Genomic DNA, 20,966 nt, shown 5'->3' on the forward strand with positions numbered 1-20,966 from the left:
CGACGATGCGGGTGACGGGCCGCTCACCCAGCGCCGCGGCCCGGCGGCGCAGCGCCCGACCGCGGGGCGGTGACAGGACTTCCGGGATATCGTAGACGGCCGGCTTCCCGCTCGCAGCGAGCGGGCTCAGCGCTGGGTTGCGGCAGGGCCGCCGACGCTTCGAGCGATGGTCGAGACGGCGCGTGCGCGAGCGGCCTGCCGCCCCGACCGCGGGGGCGCCGGCCGACGAGCCGGGCGCGCAGGGCAGGGGAGAGACGAGATGGCCGAGGCAACCAGCAGCTTCCCGGACTTCCGCAGGTTCCATCACCACCGCGGCGCCAACTATCAGACCGTCCTGAAGAACGCCCACGCCTTCCTGCGGCCGGACTGGTACCTCGAAGTCGGCGTCAACACCGGCTCGACGATCACGCTCGCCGAACGCTGCGTCATCGGCGTCGATCCGAACTTCAAGTTCAGCGCCGACGTGGTCGGCAAGAAGGAGAAGCTGTTTCTGTTCCAGCAGACCAGCGACGCCTTCTTCGCCGGGACCGACGTGCCGGCGCTCGCGGGCGGCCCGATCGACATCGCCTTCCTCGACGGCCTGCACGAGGCCGAGGTGCTGCTGCGCGACATCTTCAACACCGAGCGGCTGTGCGGCCCGAACTCGGTGATCTTCCTGCACGATTGCCTGCCGGGCGACATCTACATGGCGCGCCGGCACCAGTTCGACGCGGAGATCCGCAAGCTCACGCCGCATCCGGCGACGTGGACAGGCGACGTCTGGAAGGCGCTGGCGATCCTGCAGAAGTACCGCAAGGACCTGACCATCACCTGCCTGGACGCCGGCCCGACCGGGCTCGTCGCCCTGTCGAACCTCGATCCGCACTCGACCGTGCTACCGGACGCCTACGACGATCTCTTCGCCGAGATACAGGCGATGGAGACCACCCACGAGACCCTGAAGGCCTTCCTGGCCGCCTGCAACATCACCAGCACCGCCCGCGTGGCGAGCGAGGCGGAGATGCGCGAGACCTTCGGCCTGAAGGCGGCCTGATCCGGGACGATCGTTCGAAGCCGCCGATGCGGCTTCACGGCGCGAAGAGCGCCGCGCGGAGCGTGCTTTTCAGGACATCGGTCCTGAAAAGCGTCGAGCGGAGCGAAAGCCTAAGCTCGCGGATGCGAGCGCCGGCGATTGAGGCCAGCGAGCCAACTGGGGCAATCGCCGGGAGCGATTGCCCCGCCGTTGCGAAGCGACCCCCTTCCAGTGTAATCGCGACCGTGCCGCCCGCGTCCCGAGGCGGCACTTTCGTTTGGAACGCTGCCTGAGGACCCGGATGACCGCGACCTCCGCCCTGCTGCCGAACTATGCCCGCGCGCCGCTCGCTTTTGAGCGCGGCGAGGGCGCTTGGCTCGTGACGGAGCGCGGCGAGCGATACCTCGATTTCGGCGCGGGCATCGCGGTCAACGCGCTCGGCCACGCGCATCCGCATCTGGTCGAGGCCCTGACGACGCAGGCGCAGAAGGTCTGGCACACCTCGAACCTGTTCCAGATCCCGGAGGGCGAGCGGTTCGGCCGGCGGCTGGTGGACGCGACCTTCGCGGATGTCGCCTTCTTCGCCAACTCGGGCGCCGAGGCGAACGAGGCCGCCATCAAGATGGCACGCAAGTACCATGCGGCGGGCGGCCACCCGGAGCGCTACCGCATCGTCACGTTCGAGGGCGCCTTCCACGGGCGCACGCTCGCCACCATCGCGGCGGGCGGGCAGCAGAAATACATCGACGGCTTCGGCCCCAAGGTCGAGGGCTTCGATCAGGTGCCGGTCGGCGACTTCGACGCGCTGAACGCCGTGATCGGCCCCGAGACCGCCGCCCTGATGATCGAGCCGATCCAGGGGGAGGGGGGCCTGCGGCTGATCCCGCCCGAGACCCTGCGGCGGCTCCGCGCGCTCTGCGACGAGCATGGCCTGCTCCTCATCATGGACGAGGTCCAGACCGGCGTCGGGCGCACGGGCAAGTTCTTCGCGCATGAATGGTCGGGCGTCACGCCCGACATCATGAGCGCGGCCAAGGGCATCGGCGGCGGCTTCCCGCTCGGCGTCTGCCTCGCCACCGCGGAGGCCGCGCGCGGCATGGTCGCGGGCACCCACGGCACCACCTTCGGCGGCAACCCGCTCGCCATGGCGGTGGGCAACGCCGTGCTCGACGTGGTTTTGGGCGAGGGTTTCCTGGCGCATGTCGAGCGGATGGGCCTGCTGCTGACGCAGAAGCTCGCCGGCCTCATCGACCGCCACCCGCACGTCTTCGCCGAGCTGCGCGGGCAGGGGCTGATGCGCGGCCTGAAGCTCAACCTGCCGAACACCGAGTTCGCGGCCGCCGCCCGCGCGCGCCATCTCCTGGTGATCCCGGCGGGCGACAACGTGGTCCGCCTCTTGCCGCCGCTGATCGTCGGCGAGGCGGAGGTGGACGAGGCCGTGGTCCGGCTGGAAGCCGCGGCGACCGATCTGGAGGCGCAGATGCGCGGCGCGGCCTAACGGGCTTTTCCCATGAAGCGCCTCAGCGGCGCTTCATGGGGCCCCAAGGCCGGCCTGCAAGCGAAATCGATTATGAGCACGACCCTGAACGGCAGCGGACCCGCAGTCCGCCATTTCCTCGATCTCAAGGATTTCTCCGCCGAGACCCTGCGCGGCATCCTCGATTCCGGCGCGGCCATCAAGCGCGCGCGGGTGAAGGGCCGTCAGGCCGCGGAGCGCCCGCTCACCGGCAAGACGCTGGCGATGGTGTTCGACCGGCCGTCCACCCGCACCCGCGTCTCGTTCGACGTCGGCATGCGCGAACTGGGCGGCGACACCCTGATGCTGACCGGCAAGGAGATGCAGCTCGGCCGCGGCGAGACGGTGGCGGACACCGCCCGCGTGCTGTCGCGCTTCGTCGATGCCATCGTGATCCGCACCCTCGACCACGCGCTGATGCTGGAACTGGCCGAGCACGCCGAGGTGCCGGTGATCAACGCGCTGACCAAGGTCTCGCATCCCTGCCAGATCATGGCCGACATCATGACCTTCGAGGAGCATCGCGGGCCGATCAAGGGCCGCACGATCGCGTGGTCGGGCGACGCCAACAACGTGCTGGCGAGCTGGGTCCACGCCGCCGCCCGCTTCGACTTCACCCTCACGGTCGCCGCCCCCGACGAGCTGGCGATGCCGCCGGCGCTCGTCGCCTGGGCCGAGCGCGAGGGCGCCCGGGTGCATGCCACCCGTGACGCCTACGAGGCGGTGAAGGGGGCGGACGCCGTCGTGACCGATTGCTGGGTCTCGATGGGCGACGACGACGAGCATTTCCGCCACAACCTGCTCTCGCCCTACCGGGTCGACGCCGCGCTGATGGCGCATGCCGCGAAGGACGCGATCTTCCTCCACTGCCTGCCGGCGCATCGCGGCGAGGAGGTCACGGCGGAAGTGATCGACGGCCCGCAATCGGTGGTGTTCGACGAGGCCGAAAACAGGCTCCACGCGCAGAAGGGGATTCTGGCGTGGTGTCTGGGGGATTAGGGCATCATCCCGAAAGGCGGCTTCAGGCTTCGAGAAACAGTGATCCGAGAACGAGGACCGAGCGCATCGCGGTCGGGAAGGCGGTCGGCGGCTTTCCGAAGGCGCCGTGCCTCGGACCGATCGATACCGGACGCATAGACGATCCTCCTGGATACGAAATCCAGGACGATCGTCTAAGTTGCTGTGCCGCATCGGCTTTTTTCCGAAAGCCGGTATCCGCCTTTCGGGCCGATGCTCTATCCACGCGAAAGTCGTGAATGATCGATGTCGAGCCCGGAACTGACGGCGAGGATACCCTCCCCGGACTGACACCCGACGGCACCGACTCGTCGCCGCTGACGGCATATTGGCCAAACAAGGGGATGGTCGCGCAGAACTGGGGCGATAAGCTCAATCCTGTGCTCATCGCGGCCCTGACGGGTCGCGCCGTGAGGAACATCGGCGATATAGATCCATCGGATCATGTGCCGGGCACGCCCGTGTTCTACGTGATCGGCAGTAGCTTGTCTTGGGCGAGGCAGGATGCCATCGTTTGGGGCAGCGGCTTCATACAATCGGACCTGCAATTGTCCTGCTCCCCGGAGCGCGTCGTTGCGGCTCGTGGACCGCTGAGCCGAAAGAAGATCGCGCAGGCCGGCGGCGACGCCGCGATGCCGCTCGGCGATCCCGCGTTACTGCTACCCCTGCTGTATCGGCCGACCATCGCGCCGTCGTTCGATGTCGGAATCATCCAGCATTTCCGTGAGGTCGGCACGGAGGCCGTACCGCAAGTCCCGCAACACCTGAACCATCGCGTCATCGACATAACCGGGGGCGTTCGCAGCACGATCGATGCGGTGCTCTCCTGCAAGACCATCGTCTCGAGTTCTCTTCATGGCGTGATCCTGGCTCACGCATACGGCCGGCGCGGCATTTGGGTAAAAGCGAGCGATCGTCCCCTCGGCGATGATTTCAAGTTCCGGGATTATTGGTCGTCCATCGGACATGATGACTATCGGCCCTTCGACACGAGGATCGAACCCTGCGTACCGCTCGATGAGCTTGTCTCCGGGCCGGGCATCGTCGAAGTGGATTTGTTCGCGCTGATCGAGGCTTGCCCCTTCCTCTCGTCACAGAGGAAGCAGAGTTTGATCGAGGCAGGCGTTCAACTCGCCGGCGGCGATACGATCTTTTCGTGTCATGCCGGGTTACGGCATCGGGACGCGTCCGGAGGAACGCTGCCGGGCTGATGGGGTCGAGATACCGGCGCATCGGCTGTCGGGCCGAGGCTCTGACGCTCGCCGTTCATGAAGCGGGCGCGAGACTCGCTCCAGCCCCCTGGGCAGGATCGATGCCGCCCAGGCGCCCTCGTTCCGATCTCGGTGCGGCAGCTCAGCGATCGACCAAGAAGTCTTCGTAGGCCGTCGTCACTGCGCCCAACCGCTCGAAATGCGGGAACGCGCCGGTCGGCAGCCGCAGCACCGTCCAGTTCGGCCGGCCGACGACCTCGCCGACATGGCGGTAATCCACGAAGTCGCCGCGCGAGCCGTGGACCATGAAGACCGGCAGCGTCAGCGCCTCGTAGACCCGCGTGGTGTCGTCGGGGAACAGGTAGCCGGCGATGAACGAGAACGGCGCGTGCTCGGCGCCGGGCTGGTGGGCCGAGAGCTGGTCGTAGGCGAACAGGCCCTCGTCGATGTCGCGGCTGCCCCAGGTCTTTTCGAGGAAGAAGCGCATGCTGGGCGCGCTCACCAGCGCGTCGAACAGCGGGCGGCCCCAGAGCGGGAAGGCGGTGAGCTGGCGGGCCCATTCCTTGCCGCGATGGCGGTCGAGGGGGCCGCGGCCGGAGAGGCGGGCGTCGAACCCGGTCGGGCTGATCAGGCCGAGGGTGGAAAACACCTCCGGCCGGTCCAGCGCCGCGCGGGCGAGGTAGGCGCAGGACAGGGACAGGGCCATCGCATCGATCGCGACGCCGCCGTGGCGGGCCGAAATCTCGGCCGCCGCGTCGAGGATCGCGTCGGCCATGAGGCGCGGCGTGTAGATGCGGTTCGCCCGCTCGGACGAGCCGAAGCCCGGAAGCTCCAGCGCATAGACCGGGCGCGACTCGTAAAAATGCTCGTAGAGCGGCCGGACTTCGTAGGCGTTGGCCGCCGCGTTGATCGAGTGGATCAGCAGCAAGGGACGGCCCGCCCGCGCATCCGCGGCGTAGAGGCCGACCGCGCCGGCGCGGGTGCGAAGGCGCGTGCGCCGCCCCGGCAGGGCCGGGGGGAGGGGGCCGCCGCGGGCGAGGCCGAGATGGCTCCAGGCGATCCAGGCGCCCGCCGCCGCGAGCGGCAGCAGGGCGGCGGCTTTCAGGGTTTTTTCCCGCCCGCCCGATCTGCGTGTCCGATCCACCGTTTCCTCCGGCCTGAAGCATCGTCCTGGATCGTATCCAAGACGATGCTTCAGCTTCTTGTGCCGCATCGGCTTTTGCCGAAAGCCGGTTCCCACCTTTCGGGCCGATGCTCCAGCGATGTCCGGCGACAACGCGAGGCAATGAAGAGGTTTCCGTCAGGCCGAGGCCAGCGGCTTCGACACGTCCTCCAGCGACTTGCCCTCGGCCGCGGTGGCGTAGAGCCCGCCGACCACGGCCGCCACCGCCATCAGCGCGGCGCCGATGAGGTAGCCGAACAGCACCCAGTCGCGCGAACCGGTCTCGACCAGCGTGCCGAACAGGAGCGGGCCGGACACGCCGCCGATGCCGGTGCCGATGGCGTAGAAGGCGGCGATCGCCAGCGCCCGGATCTCCAGCGGGAAGGTCTCGGCGACCGTGAGGTAGGCGGAACTGGCCGCGGCGGAAGCGAAGAAGAACACCACCATCCAGGCCGCGGTCTGGCCCACGGGGCCGAGGATTCCGAGCTGGAACAGGTAGCCGACGACGGCCAGAAGCACCGCCGAGATGCCGTAGGTCGCCGCGATCATCGGGCGCCGTCCGACCGTGTCGAACAGCCGTCCGAGCAGCACCGGGCCGAGGAAGGAGCCGAGGGCGAAGGGCAGGAGGTACCAGCCGACATCGCCGCCGGGCACGTTGTAGAACCGCTCCAGCACGAGCGCGTAGGTGAAGAACAGGGCGTTGTAGAAGAACGCCTGGGCGATCATCAGCGCCAGCCCCACCAGCGTCTGGCGGCGGTTCGTCACGAACATCGCGCCCGCCACCTCGGAGAGCGGGGTGTGGCTGCGGACCTTGAGCTTCAGGCGCCGCTTCTCGTCGGGCGGGGGCAGGGTGATGCCCTCGTCGGTGAAGCGCTTCTCGATGCCGGACACCACCCGGTCGGCCTCCGCGGCGTAGCCGTGGGTGACAAGCCAGCGCGGGCTCTCGGGAATCCATGTGCGCAGGAGCAGGATGACGAGGCCGATGCCGCCGCCGACGAAGAAGGCGATGCGCCAGCCCCAGGCCGGATCGATGACTTCGGGGCGCAGGAGCGCGATCGACAGGAACGAGCCGAGCGCCGCGCCGATCCAGAACGAGCCGTTGATGACGAGGTCGGTCCAGCCGCGCACGCGGGCCGGGATCAGCTCCTGGATGGTCGAATTGATCGCGGTGTACTCGCCGCCGATGCCGGCCCCCGTGAGGAAGCGGAACAGGCAGAAGCTGTAGATGTCCCAGGACAGGCCCGTGGCCGCCGTCGCCATCAGGTAGAGGGCGAGCGTGATGAAGAACAGTTTTTTCCGCCCGATCCGGTCGGTGAGCCAGCCGAAGCCGACCGCGCCCGTCACCGCGCCGATGAGGTAGGAACTCGCCGCCAAGCCGACGTCGAACTCGGTGAACGACATCGGCTCCTTGCGGAGCGCCCCGACGAGGGCGCCGGCGAGCGTCACCTCCAGGCCGTCGAGCACCCAGGTGATGCCGAGCGCGACGATGACGAGGGTGTGGAAGCGGCCGAACGGCAGCCGGTCGAGCCGGGCGGAGATGTCGGTGTCGATGACGGTCCCGGCCGCCACCCGCTCGGGCGCCTTCGCCCCGCCCTGACCTTCCACGCGGCTCGTCATTGGGCCCCCGTTTACCGTGAATCCGGACTCTTGTTCGCAACGGCGCGCAAGGCGCGGCGCGGTTCCGACTCCCGCAACGCTTGAATGCGCGAAATGGCCCCATTCGCCGGGCCTGCCGCCATGAACTTTTCCGTCATCGGGTTTTCGAGATCAGCCCTCCTGCCGCTCGCCGCGCTCGGCGGCGTGCTCGCCGCCTCGGCTCTGGCCTCCGACCGGCCGGGTGCGGCCGGGGCCGAGCGCTGGGCGCTGCGCCCGGCCCGCGCGCCGGACCCGGTCCCCGCCCCCGCGCCGCTGCTGCGGGGCACGAAGGCGATCCCGCTCTCGGACCTGCCCGGCGAGCGGCGCGCGGTGCGGGTGATCTATCAGGGCTACGGGCCGGTCGCCGTCGCGGCGGAACGCTGAAACGTCCGTCCCATCCAACCCCCTCATCCTGAGGTGCCGCGAAGCGGCCTCGAAGGAGGGCTCCAGCTCGCTCAGCGATCCCTGGAGCCCTCCTTCGAGGGCGCCGCTTCGCGTCGCCACCTCAGGATGAGGGCATTGGGTGGGAGGGCCGTCGTCAGCCCGGCCCGACGAGCGCATAGTCCCGCCGCCGCAGCCGCCCCGCCCCACGGCGATAGGCCGTGGCGGTGCCGGGCCAGAGGGTGCGGTTGCGGCCCTCCCCGTCGAGATACCAGCTGCCGCAGCCGCCGCGCGCCCAGATGCTGTCGGACAGCCGCGCATCGATCGCATCGCGGAACGCGCTTTGCGCATCCGCGCGCACCTCCACGGCCCGGCCCGGATTCTTTGCGAGCCACCGCAACGCCCCCAGCACGTGAGCGACCTGCGCCTCGACCATCGCTAGCACCGAGTTGTGCCCGAGCCCCGTGTTCGGCCCGAGCAGCAAAAAGAAATTCGGGAAACCGGCCAGGGCGATGCCCTGGAACGCGTCCGCCCCCTCGCGCCACGCCTGCCCCAGGGTGCGCCCGCCGCGGCCGGTGAGGGCGAGGCGGTCGTAGCTGCCGGCAGGGGCGAATCCGGTGGCGAGGATCAGCACGTCGAGGGGGTGGGCGGTCCCGTCCGCGGTGACGATGCCGTGGGGCGTGACGGCGCGGATCGCCTGCGTGACGAGGCTCACGTCGGGCCGCGTCAGCGCGGGATAGAAGTCGTCCGACAGGAGCACCCGCTTGCAGCCGAGCCGGTAGGATGGCGTGAGTCGGCGGCGCAGGTCGGGATCGGTGATCGCGCGCTTCAGGTGGGCGCGGGCGAGCGACTCCGCCCCCGCGGTCAGCCGCGAGACGCGGGTGAAGCCAAGGAGCGCCGTGAGTTCCCGGCGCCAGAACAGGCTCGCCCGGTAGAGCCGGCGCAGCGGGCCGACCTTGAGAAGCGTCTTCGCCCCCGCGCCGTAGGGCCGGTCGTGGCGGGGCAGGATCCAGGCCGGGCTGCGCTGGAACAGGGTGAGATGGGCGGTGCGGCCGGCGATCTCCGGCACGATCTGCACCGCGCTCGCCCCCGTGCCGATCACGCCGACGCGCTTGCCCCGAAGATCGCAGCCGTGGTCCCATTCGGCGGTGTGGAAGCAGGGGCCGGCGAAGGCGTCGAGGCCGGGCAGCGCGGGCCGGGCCGGCGCGTGCAGGGCGCCGACCGCGCCGACGAGGACGCGGGCCGCCACCACGCCCCGGTCGGTCTCGACCCGCCACAGGCAGGCGGCTTCGTCGTAGGTGGCGCCGCGGACGGTGGTGGCGAGGCGCAGGCGGTTCGCGAGCCCGTGCTCGGCGACGAGCGCTTCGAGATAGGCCTGAAGCTCGCCCTGGCGGGGAAACAGCCGCGACCAGTCGGAGCGGGGGGCGAAGGACAGGGAATAGAGATGGGCCGGCACGTCGCTCGCCGCCCCCGGATAGGTGTTGTCCCGCCACGTGCCGCCGATGCGCTCGGCCTTCTCGATGACGACGAAGCGCGGGAACCCGGCCCGATCCGCCCGGATCGCCATGGCGAGGCCGGAAAACCCGGCGCCGACGATGACGAGATCGAGCGGGGCGTCGCTCACGCGGCGACCTCCGGGACCGGAACCGTCCGAAGCGCGCGGCGCAGGAACACGGCCGCCTCCGTCAGCGAAGCCTGGGCCTCCGGCAGGAAGCTTTCGGCGAGTTGCCACGCGTGCGGCACCACCGGGAACTGGGTGAGCGACACGCTCACGCCCGCCGCGCGCGCCTTGTCCGCCAGCCGCAGGGAATCGTCGCGCAGGATCTCGCGGGTGCCGACATGGATCATCAGCGGCGGAAACCCCGACAGATCGGCCTCGATCGGCGAGGCGCGGGGATCGGCCGGGTCGGCGCCGTCGAGATAGGCCGGCACCAGCCGGGTCAGCGCCTCGGGCCGAAACATCGCGTCGCGCCGGGCATTGGTGCGGAAGGACGGGCTGCGGCCGACGAGGTCGGTGGCGGGCGAGAACAGGGCGGCCGCAGCCGGCAGCGGCAGCCCGAGGCGGCGCGCCTCGACCATGGTGGCGAGCGCGAGGTTTCCGCCCGCGGAATCGCCCGCGATGGCCGCGGGCCCCCGCGCCGACAGCGCGCGCCACGCCGCCGCGCAATCCTCGACGCCCGCCGGAAACGGGTCTTCCGGGGCGAGCCGGTAATCGGGGGCGAACACCCGCAAACCCGCCCTGGCGAAGTGCCCGGTGATCGGCCGGTACATCCGGGCCGAGCAGGCGATGAAGCCGCCGCCGTGGAGATAGAGCAGGGCCGGGCACTCCGTGGAGCCGCCCTCCGCTTCCGCCCACTCGCCGGCCACGCCGCCGAGTTCGCCCGGCGTGAAGGCGACGCCGAGGGGCGCGGGAAAGGTCTCGCGGTCGAAGGCCCGGCGGATCGCCGCGATGTCGCGCTCCCGGCCGATGCGCGCCTTCACGGCCACCCGCACGGCGATGTCGTAGAAATGCGCGCGCAGGCTCGCCATGCTCAGCTCTCTCCCACGGCGCGGCGCATCAGCGACCAGTAGCGCACCGGCATCAGGCGCTGGATCAGCAGGGCGCGCCGCGCATCCTTGCCGATCACGAGGCGGGGCGCACGCGCCTCGATGCCGCGCAGGATCGCGGCGGCGACGGTGTGCGGGTCCATCGTCAGCAGCCGCTCGAAGGCGGCGAGCCCGCGGGCCGCTTCCTCCGGGTCGAGCCCGCGGGGGATGCGGGCGTTCTTCGCGATGCGGGTCGCGACCCCGCCCGGATGGACCAGGGTGACGCCGAGGCCGGTGCCGGCAACCTCGTGCGCCAGCGCCTCCGAGAAGCCGCGCACCGCGAACTTGCTCGCCGCATAGGCCGCCTGCCCCGCGGGCGCGACGATGCCGAACACGCTCGACAGGTTGACGATCTGTGCCTGGGGCGCAGCCCGCAGCAGCGGCAGGCAGGCATGGGTGAGGCGCATCACCGCGTGCAGGTTCACGTCCATCAGCCACGCCACGTCGTCGAGGTCGCTCTCCTCGAACCGCCCGGCCAACGCCACGCCCGCGTTGTTGATCAGGAGCTGCAGCCCACCGTGACGGGCCTGCACGGCGGCGGGCAGCGCCGCGATGGCGGCGGCGTCGGTGAGGTCGATCACGTGCTCGCTCACTGCCACGCCCTTGCCGCGGGCGGCGACCGCCACCGCGGCCAGCCCGGCGCCGTCGCGGTCGGCGAGCGCCAGGGCGCAGCCGCGTTCGGCCAGCGCGAGGCTCAGCGCTGCGCCGATGCCGCTCGCCGCCCCGGTGACGAGGGCGGTGCGGCCCGGAAAGACGAAGGGATTCGCCATCACCCCGCCCGCCGGGCCCGTACGGGGCGGATTCTTCGCTCTATCGGAGCGACGTGGAGCGCGCGTTCCCCTCCCCACGGATCTCGGGCTTGCCCGAGATCCGCACCTTGCTTGCCCAGATCGGGCAGGCCCGATCTGGGTGGGGAGGGGTTAGGGGTGGGGGGCGGGCAGAAGGCACCGCCCCGTTCAATTCTGCACCACCCCCACCTCCTCCCTCCTCCCCGCAAGGGGGAGGAGAGGCGCCTCACTCCGCCGACCACGCGCTGCGTCAGCCCGACAGAGCGAGGGGAGAGGGAGACGGACAGGAGAACGGGCAGGACGGCGACTCCGGCGGAGAGAGTGAGGTCGGGCCCAAGCCCCCTTTCGTCAAGCCGACGAAAGGGGGGCCGCGCAGTCATGCCCCGCCCGCGGCGCCGGTTGGAGCCCGGCCGCCGTCCCTCTATTCTCATCCGGCAGGCGCGGCCCTGGCCGGAGGTCGGAGAGATGGAGCGTGACCCCCACCCCGCGATGTCGGAGGAGCAGTTCCTCGCCTGGGCCGAGGGCCGCGACGGGCGCTACGAACTCGTCGAAGGCCGGGTGACGATGCAGGCGGGGGCGACGCGGGATCACGAGCGGGTGGCCAAGCGCATCTTCTCGCTGCTCTACGGACAGGTCGACGAGGCGCGTTTCGACGTCAACAAGGGCGATTTCGGCGTGCGGATCAGGCCTGGGGAGGGCCGGGGCAGCATCCTGTATCCCGACGTGGTGGTGGATGCGCAGAGCGCCGCGGGCAGCGAGCGCGCCACCCTGACGCCGGTCGTCGTCATGGAGGTGCTTTCGGCCAGCACCGATTACGACCATCACGTCGAAAAGTTCGCGCGCTACGCCCGCCGGGAGACGCTGCGCTGCTACGCGGTGTTCGACCAGCAGCAGCCCCGCGCCTATATCTGGATCAAAGGGGAGGGCGGTTGGCCGGACGCGCCCGCCCTGGTCGAGGGGATCGCCGCCGAGATCGTCTTTCCCGTGATCGGGGCGCGGCTGCGCCTCGCCGACATCTATCGCCCGATCCCCGGATAGGCCGCCCGGCCCGCCCACCGCATTCGGACAACCCCCATCGTGCAGGCAGACTCAAGCCGGCGGCGCGGCTCCACGGCGACCGCCTACGCGATCCTGACGCTGACCGCCCTGCTCTGGGCCGGCAACGCGGTGGCCGGCAAGTGGGCGGTGGGCGAGGTGTCGCCGCAGGCGCTCACGACCCTGCGCTGGCTCTTCGCCTTCGGGCTGCTCGCCGTCATCGCCCGGCGTCAGGTGGCGGCGGAGTGGCCCCGGCTCGCGGTGCGCTGGCGCTACGTGCTGCTGATGGGGGCGAGCGGCTACACCGTGTTCGCGAGCCTGTTCTACGCCGCGGGCGCGCGCACCACCGCGCTCAACGTCGCCTTGCTCCAGGGGGCGGTGCCGATCTTCGTGATGCTGCTCAACTTCCTCGTCCGCGGCGCCGGCGTGAAGGGATGGCAGATCGTGGGCGCAGCCGTCACGCTGGCGGGCGTGGCGGTGGCCTCCTCCCACGGCGACCTGAACGCGCTGCTTCATCTCAGCTTCAACCTCGGCGACGGGCTGATGCTGACCGCCTGCCTCGTCTATGCCGGCTACACCGTGGCGCTGCCGTCGCGGCCGAAGGTGTCGGGGCTCGCCTTCTTCACGGGGCTGGCGCTCGCCGCCCTGCTCTCCTCGCTGCCGCCGCTCGCCGCCGAATGGGCGGCCGGGCGGCTGATCTGGCCCTCGCTTCAGGTCGGCTGGCCGCTCGTGGCCTTCGTGGCGCTGGGGCCGTCGCTCCTGGCGCAGCTCTCCTTCATCCGCGGGGTCGAGCTGATCGGGCCGAACCGGGCCGGGCTGTTCGTCAACCTCGTGCCGGTGTTCGGCGCAGGCCTCGCCGTCCTGCTCGCGGGCGAGCCGTTCGACGCCTTCGACGGGCTGGCGCTGGCGCTGGTGCTCGGCGGCATCCTGATCGCCGAGACCGCCGGACGCCGGGCCGCGACGAAATAAACATCAAAAAGCAACCATCGCGGCCAAGCGGACACAGGTTCGGCCCGGCGATGCGCTATGGTGGCGAATCACCGCCTCGGGACTCTTCGCCCCACCCATGTCCCAGCTTCCCGCTCCCCTGTCGCGGGCCGGCGATCCGGCCGTCGCGCCCTCGCGCCTGCCGCCCTGGCTGGGCGAACTGCTGGCCGCGGCGGTGGCCGGGCTCGCGGCGGCCCTGCGCTTCGGGCTCGATCCGGTGCTGCCGCCGGGCTTCCCGTTCCTGACCTTCTTCCCCGCCGTCATCCTGACGACGTTCTTCCTGGGGCTACGGCCGGGCATCGTCTGCGCGGTGCTGTCGGGGCTCGCGGCGTGGTACTTCTTCATCAGCCCGGTCGAGACGTTCGTGCTGAACGGTCCGACCGCGCTGACGATGGCGTTCTACACCTTCATCGTCGCCGTCGACATCGCCCTGATCCACCTGATGCGGGTGGCGGGCGCCCGGCTCGCCGCCGAGCGGGCGGTGACGGCCGACCTCTACGAGCAGCAGCGCACCATGTTCCAGGAACTGCAGCACCGGGTCGCCAACAACATGCAGTTCGTGGCCGCCCTGCTCTCGCTGCAGAAGCGCAAGATCGCCGACGATCCGAAGGCGGCCATGGCCGCCTTCGACGAGGCGCAGGCCCGGCTGGAAACCATCGCCCGCATCCACCGCCGCCTTTACGATCCGAGCCGGATCGACCAGCCGGTCGGGCTCTACCTGCAGGAACTCTGCGCCGACCTGCTGGAGGCCACGGGGGCGCGCAACATCGTCTGCCTCGTGGACGTGCCGCCGCTGCGCCTCGACCTCGCCCGGCTGACCACCCTGTCGCTGCTCGTGGTCGAGATCGTCACCAACGCCCTCAAGCACGCCTTCACCGAGGCCGGGCGCGGCACCATCACGATCCGCCTGGAGCCGCTGGAGGGCACGCTCGCGGCCCTGACCATCGCCGACGACGGCCCCGGCATCCCGACGAGCTTCGACCCGGCGGCGAGCCGCAGCCTCGGCTTCCGCATCGTCCAGGGGCTCGCCGCCCAGCTCGACGGCAAGCTCACCTACGCCAACGAGGGCGGCACGGTGGTGCGGCTGGTGTTCCCGGCGATGCGGGCGGCGTAAGGGCCTGCCGCCTCGGCCCTTTTAATCGGCCGACATCCCACCCACCCCCTCATCCTGAGGTGCTGCGCAGCGGCCTCGAAGGAGGACTCCAGCCAGCGCGCGTTTCGCTGGAGCCCTCCTTCGAGGCCTCCGCTTCGCTTCGGCACCTCAGGATGAGGGGGATGGGTGGGATGAGCGGGCGCCGGGGCGCCGCCTCACGCCAATCCGTCGTCCGGGGCGCGCAGGCGGTAGCCGACGCCGGTCTCGGTCAGGAGCAGGCGCGGGCGCTCGGGATCGGCCTCGAGCTTCTGGCGGAGCTGGCGCATGTAGACGCGCAGGTATTGCGGATCGGACGAGGCCGGGACCTCGCGCATGAGCTGGGCATGGGTCAGCACCTTGCCGGCATGCAGCACGAGGATGCGCAGGAACTCGTATTCGCGGGGCGTGAGCCGCACCTCCGCCCCGTCCACCCGCACGATGCGCCGCACCAGATCGACGCTGAGGCCCGCGACGGTGAAGACCGGGCGCTCGCCCTTGGCGGCGAGCTGGTGGCGGAGCGCCGCGCGCAGGCGGGCCAGCAATTCGCCCATGCCGAAGGGCTTGGTGACGTAGTCGTCGGCCCCGAGATCGAGCGCCTCGACCTTGCCGGACTCGTCGCCGCGGCTCGACAGCACCACCACCGGCAGGTCGGGATGGTCGGCGCGGATCGCCCGCAGCAGGTCGTGCCCGCCCATGTCGGGCAGGCCGAGATCGAGGATGACGAGATCGACCCGCTCGCGCCGGAGCAGCGCCAGCGCGGTGCCGCCATCGGGCGCTTCGAGAAGGGCATACCCTTGCGTCGCGAGGCCGACCCGCAGGAGCCGGCGGATCGGCGGCTCGTCGTCGATCACGAGGACGGTCGGGCTCATGCGGCGCGCTCCCCCGCGGCTGGGATCGGGACCGACACGGTGAAGACGGCGCCCGCGCGGTCGCGCCGGTTCCCCGCCGTGACGGTGCCGCCCATGGCCTCGACGAAGCCGCGGGCGATGGCAAGCCCGAGCCCGGTGCCGGCGCGGACCCGGTCGCCCTTGCGCAGGCGGTGGAACTTGTCGAACACCCGCTCGGTCTCGGCCTCGGGCAGCCCCTCGCCCTCGTCCATGACCGCGAGGATCACCCGCTCTCCCTTGCGCTCGGCCCGGACCGTGACGGTGCTGCCCTCCGGCGCGTACTTGCCGGCGTTGTCGAGGAGATTGACCAGCGCCTGCTCGAACAGGACCGGATCGAGCCGGAGCGGCGGCAGGCCGGGCTCGACCGCGACCGCGATCCTGTGCGCGGCAAGCGCCGGGCCGGTGCGGCGCAAAGCCGTGTCGACGAGGTCGGCCACGTCCTGATCGGACAGGTTGGGGGCCACCGCCCCGGCCTCCAGGCGCGTCATGTCGAGGAGGTTGGCGATGAAGCGGTTGAGCCGCTCCGATTCCTCGATGACGGTGGCCAAAAGTTCGCCCTGCGCCTCCGGGGGCAGGGCGGGGCCGAGGTCGCGCAGGGTGCTCGCCGCGCCGAGCACGGAGGCCAGCGGCGTGCGCAGGTCGTGGCTGATCGAGGTCAGTAGCGCGCGGGCGAGCCGGTCGGTCTCGGCGGCGCGCTCGGCCCGGTCGAGGTCGGCCACCAGCCGCACCCGCTCGATGGCGAGCGCGCCCATGTCGGCCAGCGCGTCGAGGAGGCGGCGGCCCTCCGGCGTCAGGATCGGGCCGGTGCCGTCCGCATCGAGGCCGATGACCCCGAGGGTGCCGCGCCCGGTGCGCATCGGCAGGAACAGGCGCTGGGCGCCCGGCAGGGTGTCGGCGCCGCGCCCGGCCGGGCGGTCGTTGTCGAAGGTCCATTGCGCGGCGGCGAGATCGGCGGGCTCCAGCCGGTCCTCCGGCGGATAGCCCGCCCGCACGGCGAGCGCGCCGTCCTCGGGCAGGAGCACCACCACCCGCACCCGCAGCATCACGGCGACCTGGGCCGAGGTCGCCCACAGCACGTCGTCGAGGGTGGCGCAGGCCGCGAGCTTGCGCGAGAAGCCGTAGAGCCGCTCGGTCGCCGTCGCCCGCGTCCGGCCCATCACGGCGGCCCGGCGCGAGCGCCCGGCGAGGTTCGACACCACCACCGCGACCAGGGTGAACAGCACGAAGGCCGCGATGTTGGCCGGGTCGGCGATGGTCAGCGTGTAGACCGGCGGCAGGAAGAAGAAGTTGTAGGCGAGCGAGGCCGCGACCACGGCGGCGAGCGAGGGCCCGAGCCCGAAGCGAACCGCGACCGCCACCACCGCCGTCAGCAGGATCAGGTCGGCGTTCTCGATGCCGGTCTGGGGCTGGAGCAGCAGGGCGAGGCCGAGGCCCGCCGCGGTCGCGAGCAGCGCCAGCCCGTAGGGTCGCCAGTCCAGCCGCGGCCCGGCCGGGGCGGTGGCGACCGGCCGCGCGCGCGGGGTCTCGCCCGGCAGCGCCTCGCCGGGGACGACGTGGACGCTGATGGCGCCGCTCTTGCGCACGAGGTCGTGCACCACCGAGCCGTGGATCAGCTCGAACACCCAGGCGCGCTCGGCCTTGCCGACGACGATGTGGTTGACGTTTGTCCCGCGGGCATGGGCCAGGATGTCGTCGGCGATGCGCCGCCCGCCGGGCATCGTGACGGCATCGCCCCCGAGCCGGTCGGCGAGCCGGAGCGCCTCGGCCACCCGGTCGCGGGCGGCCTCGCCCAGCGCGGCGGCACGGGGGCCTTCCACGAACAGGGCGGTCCAGGGGGCGTGCAGCCGGTCGGCGAGGCGCTTGGCATAGCGCACGAGGCCGACCGCGCGCGGATCGTCGCTGACGCAGACCAGCACCCGCTCGCCCGCGGCCCAGGGGCCGGGAATCGCGTTGGCCCGCATGTGGCCCAAGAGTTCGTCGTCGACCCGGTCGGCGGTGCGCCGCAGGGCGAGTTCGCGGAGCGCCGTGAGGTTGCCGCGGGAAAAGTAGTGCCGCAGCGCCCGCTCGGCGCCTTCGGGCACGTAGACCTTGCCGTCCTTGAGGCGCTGGATCAGGTCGTCGGGATTGAGATCAACCACCTCGATGTCGTCGGCCCGGTCGAGGATGCCGTCGGGCACGGTCTCGCGCACGCGGATGCGGGTGATGCCGGCCACCACGTCGTTCAGGCTCTCGACGTGCTGGATGTTGAGCGTGGTCAGGACGTCGATGCCGGCATCCAGCAGCTCCTCCACGTCCTGATGGCGCTTGCGGTGGCGCGAGCCCGGCGCGTTGGTGTGGGCGAGTTCGTCCACCAGCGCGAGTTGCGGGCGGCGCGCCAGCAGGGCGTCGAGGTCCATCTCCTCCAGCACGGTGCCGTGATAGGGCACGCGGGCCCGCTTCACGATCTCGAAGCCGTCGAGCAGGGCGGCGGTCTCGGCCCGGCCGTGGGTCTCGGCCACGCCCACGACCACGTCGAGCCCGGCCTTCAGCCGGGCGCGGCCGACGGTGAGCATCTCGTAGGTCTTGCCGACGCCCGGTGCGGCGCCGAGGAAGACCTTGAGCCGTCCGCGCGTGCGCGCCTCCCGGCGCGCGGCGGCGAGCAGCGCGTCGGGGGAGGGGCGTTCGGGCTCGCGGCCGGTCTCCCGCATTTCTTTGTCAGCGTCCGAGTTCGTCCAGGGCGAGGTTCAACGCCAGGACGTTGATGCGGGGTTCGCCGAGGAAGCCGAGCGTCCGGCCCGCGATCTGGGCGGTGACGAGGTCCTGCACGGTCTCCTCGGGGAGGTTGCGGGCCTTCGCGACCCGCGGCACCTGGAACCGGGCGGCCTCGGGCGAGAGGTCGGGATCGAGCCCCGAGCCGCTGGTGGTGACGAGATCGACCGGCACCGGCGCGTTGGGGTTCTCGGCCTTGAGCGCATCGAGATCGGCCTTCACGCGCTCGGCGAGCGCCGCGCTGGTCGGCCCGAGATTCGAGCCGAGCGAGGCGGCGGCGTTGTAGGGCGCCGGCACGGTCCTGGCGGCGTCCGCCGGATCGGCCGCGGTGGTGGCCGAGGGCCGGCCGTGGAAGTAGCGGGCCTCGGCAAAGTTCTGGCCGATCAGGCGCGAGCCGACGACTCGGCCGTCGCGCTCGATCAGGCTGCCCGCGGCCTGGGCCGGGAAGACGGCTTGCGCGAGGCCGGTGACCGCGAGCGGGTAGGCAAGCCCGGTCAGCGCCGTGAAGGCGACGAGCAGGACGAGGGCGGGGCGGAGTTGGTTCAGCATGGCTTTGAGCCTCGGACGTGTCAGGCGAGATGCAGGGCGGTGACGGCGATGTCGATGGCCTTGATGCCGGCGAACGGCACGAGGACGCCGCCGAGGCCGTAGACGAGGAGGTTGCGCCGCAGCAGCGCGGCGGCGCCGACCGGGCGGTAGGCCACGCCGCGCAAAGCCAGCGGGATCAGCGCGACGATGACCAGCGCGTTGAAGACGATGGCCGAGAGGATCGCGCTCTGGGGCGAGGCGAGCCCCATCACGTTCAGCGCCGCGAGCGGCGGATAGAGCGCGGCGAACATCGCCGGCAGGATCGCGAAATACTTCGCCACGTCGTTGGCGATGGAGAAGGTGGTGAGCGCCCCCCGCGTCATCAGCAACTGCTTGCCGATGCGCACGATCTCGATGAGCTTGGTCGGATCGGAATCGAGATCGACCATGTTGCCGGCCTCGCGCGCCGCCACCGTGCCGGTGTTCATGGCCACGCCGACATCGGCCTGGGCGAGCGCGGGCGCGTCGTTGGTGCCGTCGCCGCACATCGCGACGAGCTTGCCGCCGGCCTGCTCGCGCCGGATCAGGGCCAGCTTGTCCTCCGGGGTCGCCTGGGCGAGGAAGTCGTCCACGCCCGCCTCCGCCGCGATGGCGGCCGCCGTCACGGGATTGTCTCCGGTGATCATGACGGTGCGGATGCCCATGCGGCGCAGCTCGGCGAAGCGCTCCCGGATGCCGCCCTTCACGATGTCCTTGAGCGCCACGATTCCGAGCAGGCGCCCGTCGCGGGCGACCGCCAGCGGCGTGCCGCCGGCCCTGGCGATTTCCTCGGCGATGGTGCGGATTTCCGTTGCCCCCTCCGGTTCGTCGGCCGGGCGGAAGGCGAGCGCCGCATTCCCGCCGCGGGGGGAGGGGGCCGAGACGGAGAGTGCGGCGAGCACTGCCTCGACCGCGCCCTTGCGGATCGCGGAGCCGCCGAGATCGACGCCGCTCATGCGGGTCTGCGCGGTGAACGGGACGAAGGTGGCGTTCAAGGCCGCCATGTCGCGCCCGCGTATCCCGTAGGCCTCTTTCGCCAGCACGACGATGGAGCGGCCCTCGGGCGTCTCGTCGGCCAATGAGGCGAGCTGCGCGGCGTCCGCCAGATCGCGCTCCGACACGCCCGAGACCGGGCGGAAGGCGGTGGCCTGGCGGTTGCCCAGCGTGATGGTTCCGGTCTTGTCGAGGAGCAGCGTATCGACGTCGCCCGCGGCCTCCACCGCGCGGCCGGACATCGCCAGCACGTTGAAGCGCACCAGCCGGTCCATGCCGGCGATGCCGATGGCCGAGAGCAGCCCGCCGATCGTCGTCGGGATCAGGGTGACGAACAGTGCCGCCAGCACGATCACCGGAATCGTGCCGCCGGCGTAGTGCGCGAAGCTCGGGATCGAGGCCACCGCGAACACGAAGACCAGGGTGAGCCCGGCGAGCAGGATGTCGAGGGCGATCTCGTTGGGGGTCTTGCGGCGCGAGGCGCCCTCGACCAGCGCGATCATGCGATCGACGAAGGTGGAGCCCTCCGCCGCCGTGATCCGCACGAGGATCGCGTCCGACAGCACCCGCGTGCCGCCGGTCACCGCCGAGCGATCACCGCCGGATTCGCGAATGACGGGGGCGGATTCGCCGGTGATGGCGGCCTCGTCGACCGAGGCCACGCCCTCGATCACCTCGCCGTCGGAGGGGATGAGTTCGCCGGCCTCCACACGCACCACGTCGCCGACCTTGAGGCTCGCGCCCGGCACGGTCTCGACGGCGCGGCTGACGCCCGGATCGGTCAGGCCAAAGTTGGTCAGGCGTTTTGCCGTCATCTCGGTGCGGGTGCGGCGCAGACTGTCGGCCTGGGCCTTGCCGCGGCCCTCCGCCAAGGCTTCGGCCGCGTTGGCGAAGATCAGGGTGAACCACAGCCACAGCACGATCTGGCCGGAGAACAGGAGGTCGGGCCCGCCCGCCATGAGGTCGCGGGCGAACAGGATCGTGGTCAGCACCGCGACCACCTCGACGGCGAACAGGACCGGGTTGCGGACCATGGAGCGGGGATCGAGCTTGACGAGCGCACCGAGCAGCGCCCGGCCCGCGAGCGCGGCCCCGAACGGGGAGTTCTTCTGAGAGGACATGGGAGGGGTCCGTGAGGGGAGGGGGCGTCAGGCCGCCGCCGCGAAGGCCGCGGCGAGGGCGAGGCCGCCGAGCAGGACGACGCCGAGGAGCGCCAGCACGAGGTCGGAGGTGCGGGCGGGCGTGATCCGCCCGCCATGGGCGCGGTGCCGGGGGAGGCGTCGGCGCACGGGGAGGGGGCGCGGCATCC

General features: G+C 71.4%; 18 protein-coding genes. 8 read left to right on the plus strand and 10 right to left on the minus strand.

The features are described 5' to 3' along the window. The first annotated feature begins 259 nt into the window (after positions 1-259). The 4 genes from AAHG03_RS13175 to AAHG03_RS13190 all read left to right on the plus strand — a co-directional run bounded on the left by AAHG03_RS13175 (position 260) and on the right by AAHG03_RS13190 (position 4,756). A complete protein-coding gene (locus AAHG03_RS13175) occupies positions 260-1,033 on the plus strand; it encodes a class I SAM-dependent methyltransferase (RefSeq protein WP_342151124.1) in 774 nt (257 codons plus the stop codon). Between the two features lie 280 nt (positions 1,034-1,313). Next, positions 1,314-2,510 carry an aspartate aminotransferase family protein gene (locus tag AAHG03_RS13180; protein ID WP_342151125.1) on the plus strand — a complete coding sequence of 399 codons (1,197 nt, stop codon included), beginning with the start codon at positions 1,314-1,316 and terminating at the stop codon, positions 2,508-2,510. 72 nt (positions 2,511-2,582) lie between these two features. Continuing rightward, positions 2,583-3,527, plus strand: coding sequence for an ornithine carbamoyltransferase (gene argF / locus AAHG03_RS13185; protein WP_342151126.1), 945 nt, complete (start codon positions 2,583-2,585; stop codon positions 3,525-3,527). 257 nt (positions 3,528-3,784) lie between these two features. Next, the gene (locus AAHG03_RS13190; protein ID WP_342151127.1) at positions 3,785-4,756 is read left to right on the plus strand and encodes a polysaccharide pyruvyl transferase family protein; all 972 of its coding nucleotides are present in this window, start codon (positions 3,785-3,787) and stop codon (positions 4,754-4,756) included. 142 nt (positions 4,757-4,898) lie between these two features. Here the strand turns inward: AAHG03_RS13190 and AAHG03_RS13195 are convergent, their stop codons facing one another. Both AAHG03_RS13195 and AAHG03_RS13200 read right to left on the minus strand, forming a co-directional pair. Beyond that, complete coding sequence (locus AAHG03_RS13195; RefSeq protein WP_342151128.1) at positions 4,899-5,900, minus strand: alpha/beta hydrolase; 1,002 nt, start codon at positions 5,898-5,900, stop codon at positions 4,899-4,901. Between the two features lie 156 nt (positions 5,901-6,056). Continuing rightward, positions 6,057-7,535 (minus strand): MFS transporter, encoded by a 1,479-nt coding sequence (locus tag AAHG03_RS13200; protein WP_342151129.1) that lies wholly within the window; start codon positions 7,533-7,535, stop codon positions 6,057-6,059. 93 nt (positions 7,536-7,628) lie between these two features. Between AAHG03_RS13200 and AAHG03_RS13205 the strand changes: the two genes are divergently transcribed. Next, the gene (locus AAHG03_RS13205; RefSeq protein WP_342151130.1) at positions 7,629-7,937 is read left to right on the plus strand and encodes a hypothetical protein; all 309 of its coding nucleotides are present in this window, start codon (positions 7,629-7,631) and stop codon (positions 7,935-7,937) included. Between the two features lie 154 nt (positions 7,938-8,091). Here AAHG03_RS13205 and AAHG03_RS13210 read toward each other — a convergent pair whose 3' ends face one another. From AAHG03_RS13210 to AAHG03_RS13220, 3 genes are read right to left on the minus strand one after another with little or no spacing between them, the layout of a single operon-like run. Next, positions 8,092-9,558 (minus strand): flavin-containing monooxygenase, encoded by a 1,467-nt coding sequence (locus AAHG03_RS13210; protein WP_342151131.1) that lies wholly within the window; start codon positions 9,556-9,558, stop codon positions 8,092-8,094. After that, a complete protein-coding gene (locus AAHG03_RS13215) occupies positions 9,555-10,463 on the minus strand; it encodes an alpha/beta hydrolase (protein ID WP_342151132.1) in 909 nt (302 codons plus the stop codon). The genes AAHG03_RS13210 and AAHG03_RS13215 overlap by 4 nt, the downstream gene beginning before the upstream one ends. 2 nt (positions 10,464-10,465) lie before the next feature. Then, positions 10,466-11,290, minus strand: a complete 825-nt coding sequence (locus AAHG03_RS13220; RefSeq protein ID WP_342151133.1) for an SDR family NAD(P)-dependent oxidoreductase — start codon at positions 11,288-11,290, stop codon at positions 10,466-10,468. Between the two features lie 483 nt (positions 11,291-11,773). Here AAHG03_RS13220 and AAHG03_RS13225 point away from each other — a divergent pair, with 483 nt between their 5' ends. From AAHG03_RS13225 to AAHG03_RS13235, 3 genes are all read left to right on the plus strand, one after another. Further along, positions 11,774-12,346, plus strand: a complete 573-nt coding sequence (locus tag AAHG03_RS13225; protein WP_342151134.1) for a Uma2 family endonuclease — start codon at positions 11,774-11,776, stop codon at positions 12,344-12,346. Between the two features lie 39 nt (positions 12,347-12,385). Then, complete coding sequence (locus AAHG03_RS13230; protein ID WP_342151135.1) at positions 12,386-13,312, plus strand: DMT family transporter; 927 nt, start codon at positions 12,386-12,388, stop codon at positions 13,310-13,312. A 97-nt stretch (positions 13,313-13,409) separates the two neighbouring features. Continuing rightward, positions 13,410-14,444 carry a sensor histidine kinase gene (locus tag AAHG03_RS13235; RefSeq protein ID WP_342151136.1) on the plus strand — a complete coding sequence of 345 codons (1,035 nt, stop codon included), beginning with the start codon at positions 13,410-13,412 and terminating at the stop codon, positions 14,442-14,444. A 194-nt stretch (positions 14,445-14,638) separates the two neighbouring features. On the opposite strand, the gene AAHG03_RS13240 is transcribed toward AAHG03_RS13235, so the two are convergent. The 5 genes from AAHG03_RS13240 to AAHG03_RS13260 are packed head-to-tail and all read right to left on the minus strand — an operon-like array spanning position 14,639 to position 20,964. After that, positions 14,639-15,331 carry a response regulator transcription factor gene (locus tag AAHG03_RS13240; RefSeq protein ID WP_342151138.1) on the minus strand — a complete coding sequence of 231 codons (693 nt, stop codon included), beginning with the start codon at positions 15,329-15,331 and terminating at the stop codon, positions 14,639-14,641. Then, on the minus strand, positions 15,328-18,036 hold the full coding sequence (locus AAHG03_RS13245; RefSeq protein ID WP_342151139.1) for a sensor histidine kinase KdpD: 2,709 nt from the start codon (positions 18,034-18,036) through the stop codon (positions 15,328-15,330). The genes AAHG03_RS13240 and AAHG03_RS13245 overlap by 4 nt, the downstream gene beginning before the upstream one ends. Positions 18,037-18,043: 7 nt before the next feature. Continuing rightward, complete coding sequence (locus tag AAHG03_RS13250; protein ID WP_342151140.1) at positions 18,044-18,646, minus strand: K(+)-transporting ATPase subunit C; 603 nt, start codon at positions 18,644-18,646, stop codon at positions 18,044-18,046. Positions 18,647-18,666: 20 nt separating this feature from the next. Further along, positions 18,667-20,778 (minus strand): potassium-transporting ATPase subunit KdpB, encoded by a 2,112-nt coding sequence (gene kdpB, locus AAHG03_RS13255; protein WP_342151141.1) that lies wholly within the window; start codon positions 20,776-20,778, stop codon positions 18,667-18,669. Between the two features lie 27 nt (positions 20,779-20,805). Then, entirely contained in the window at positions 20,806-20,964 is a 159-nt protein-coding gene (locus AAHG03_RS13260; protein ID WP_342151142.1) for a hypothetical protein, read from the minus strand. Positions 20,965-20,966 lie beyond the last annotated feature (2 nt).

It is taken from the genome of Methylorubrum subtropicum (genome assembly GCF_038442325.1).
GTDB classification, from domain to species: Bacteria; Pseudomonadota; Alphaproteobacteria; order Rhizobiales; family Beijerinckiaceae; genus Methylobacterium; species Methylobacterium subtropicum.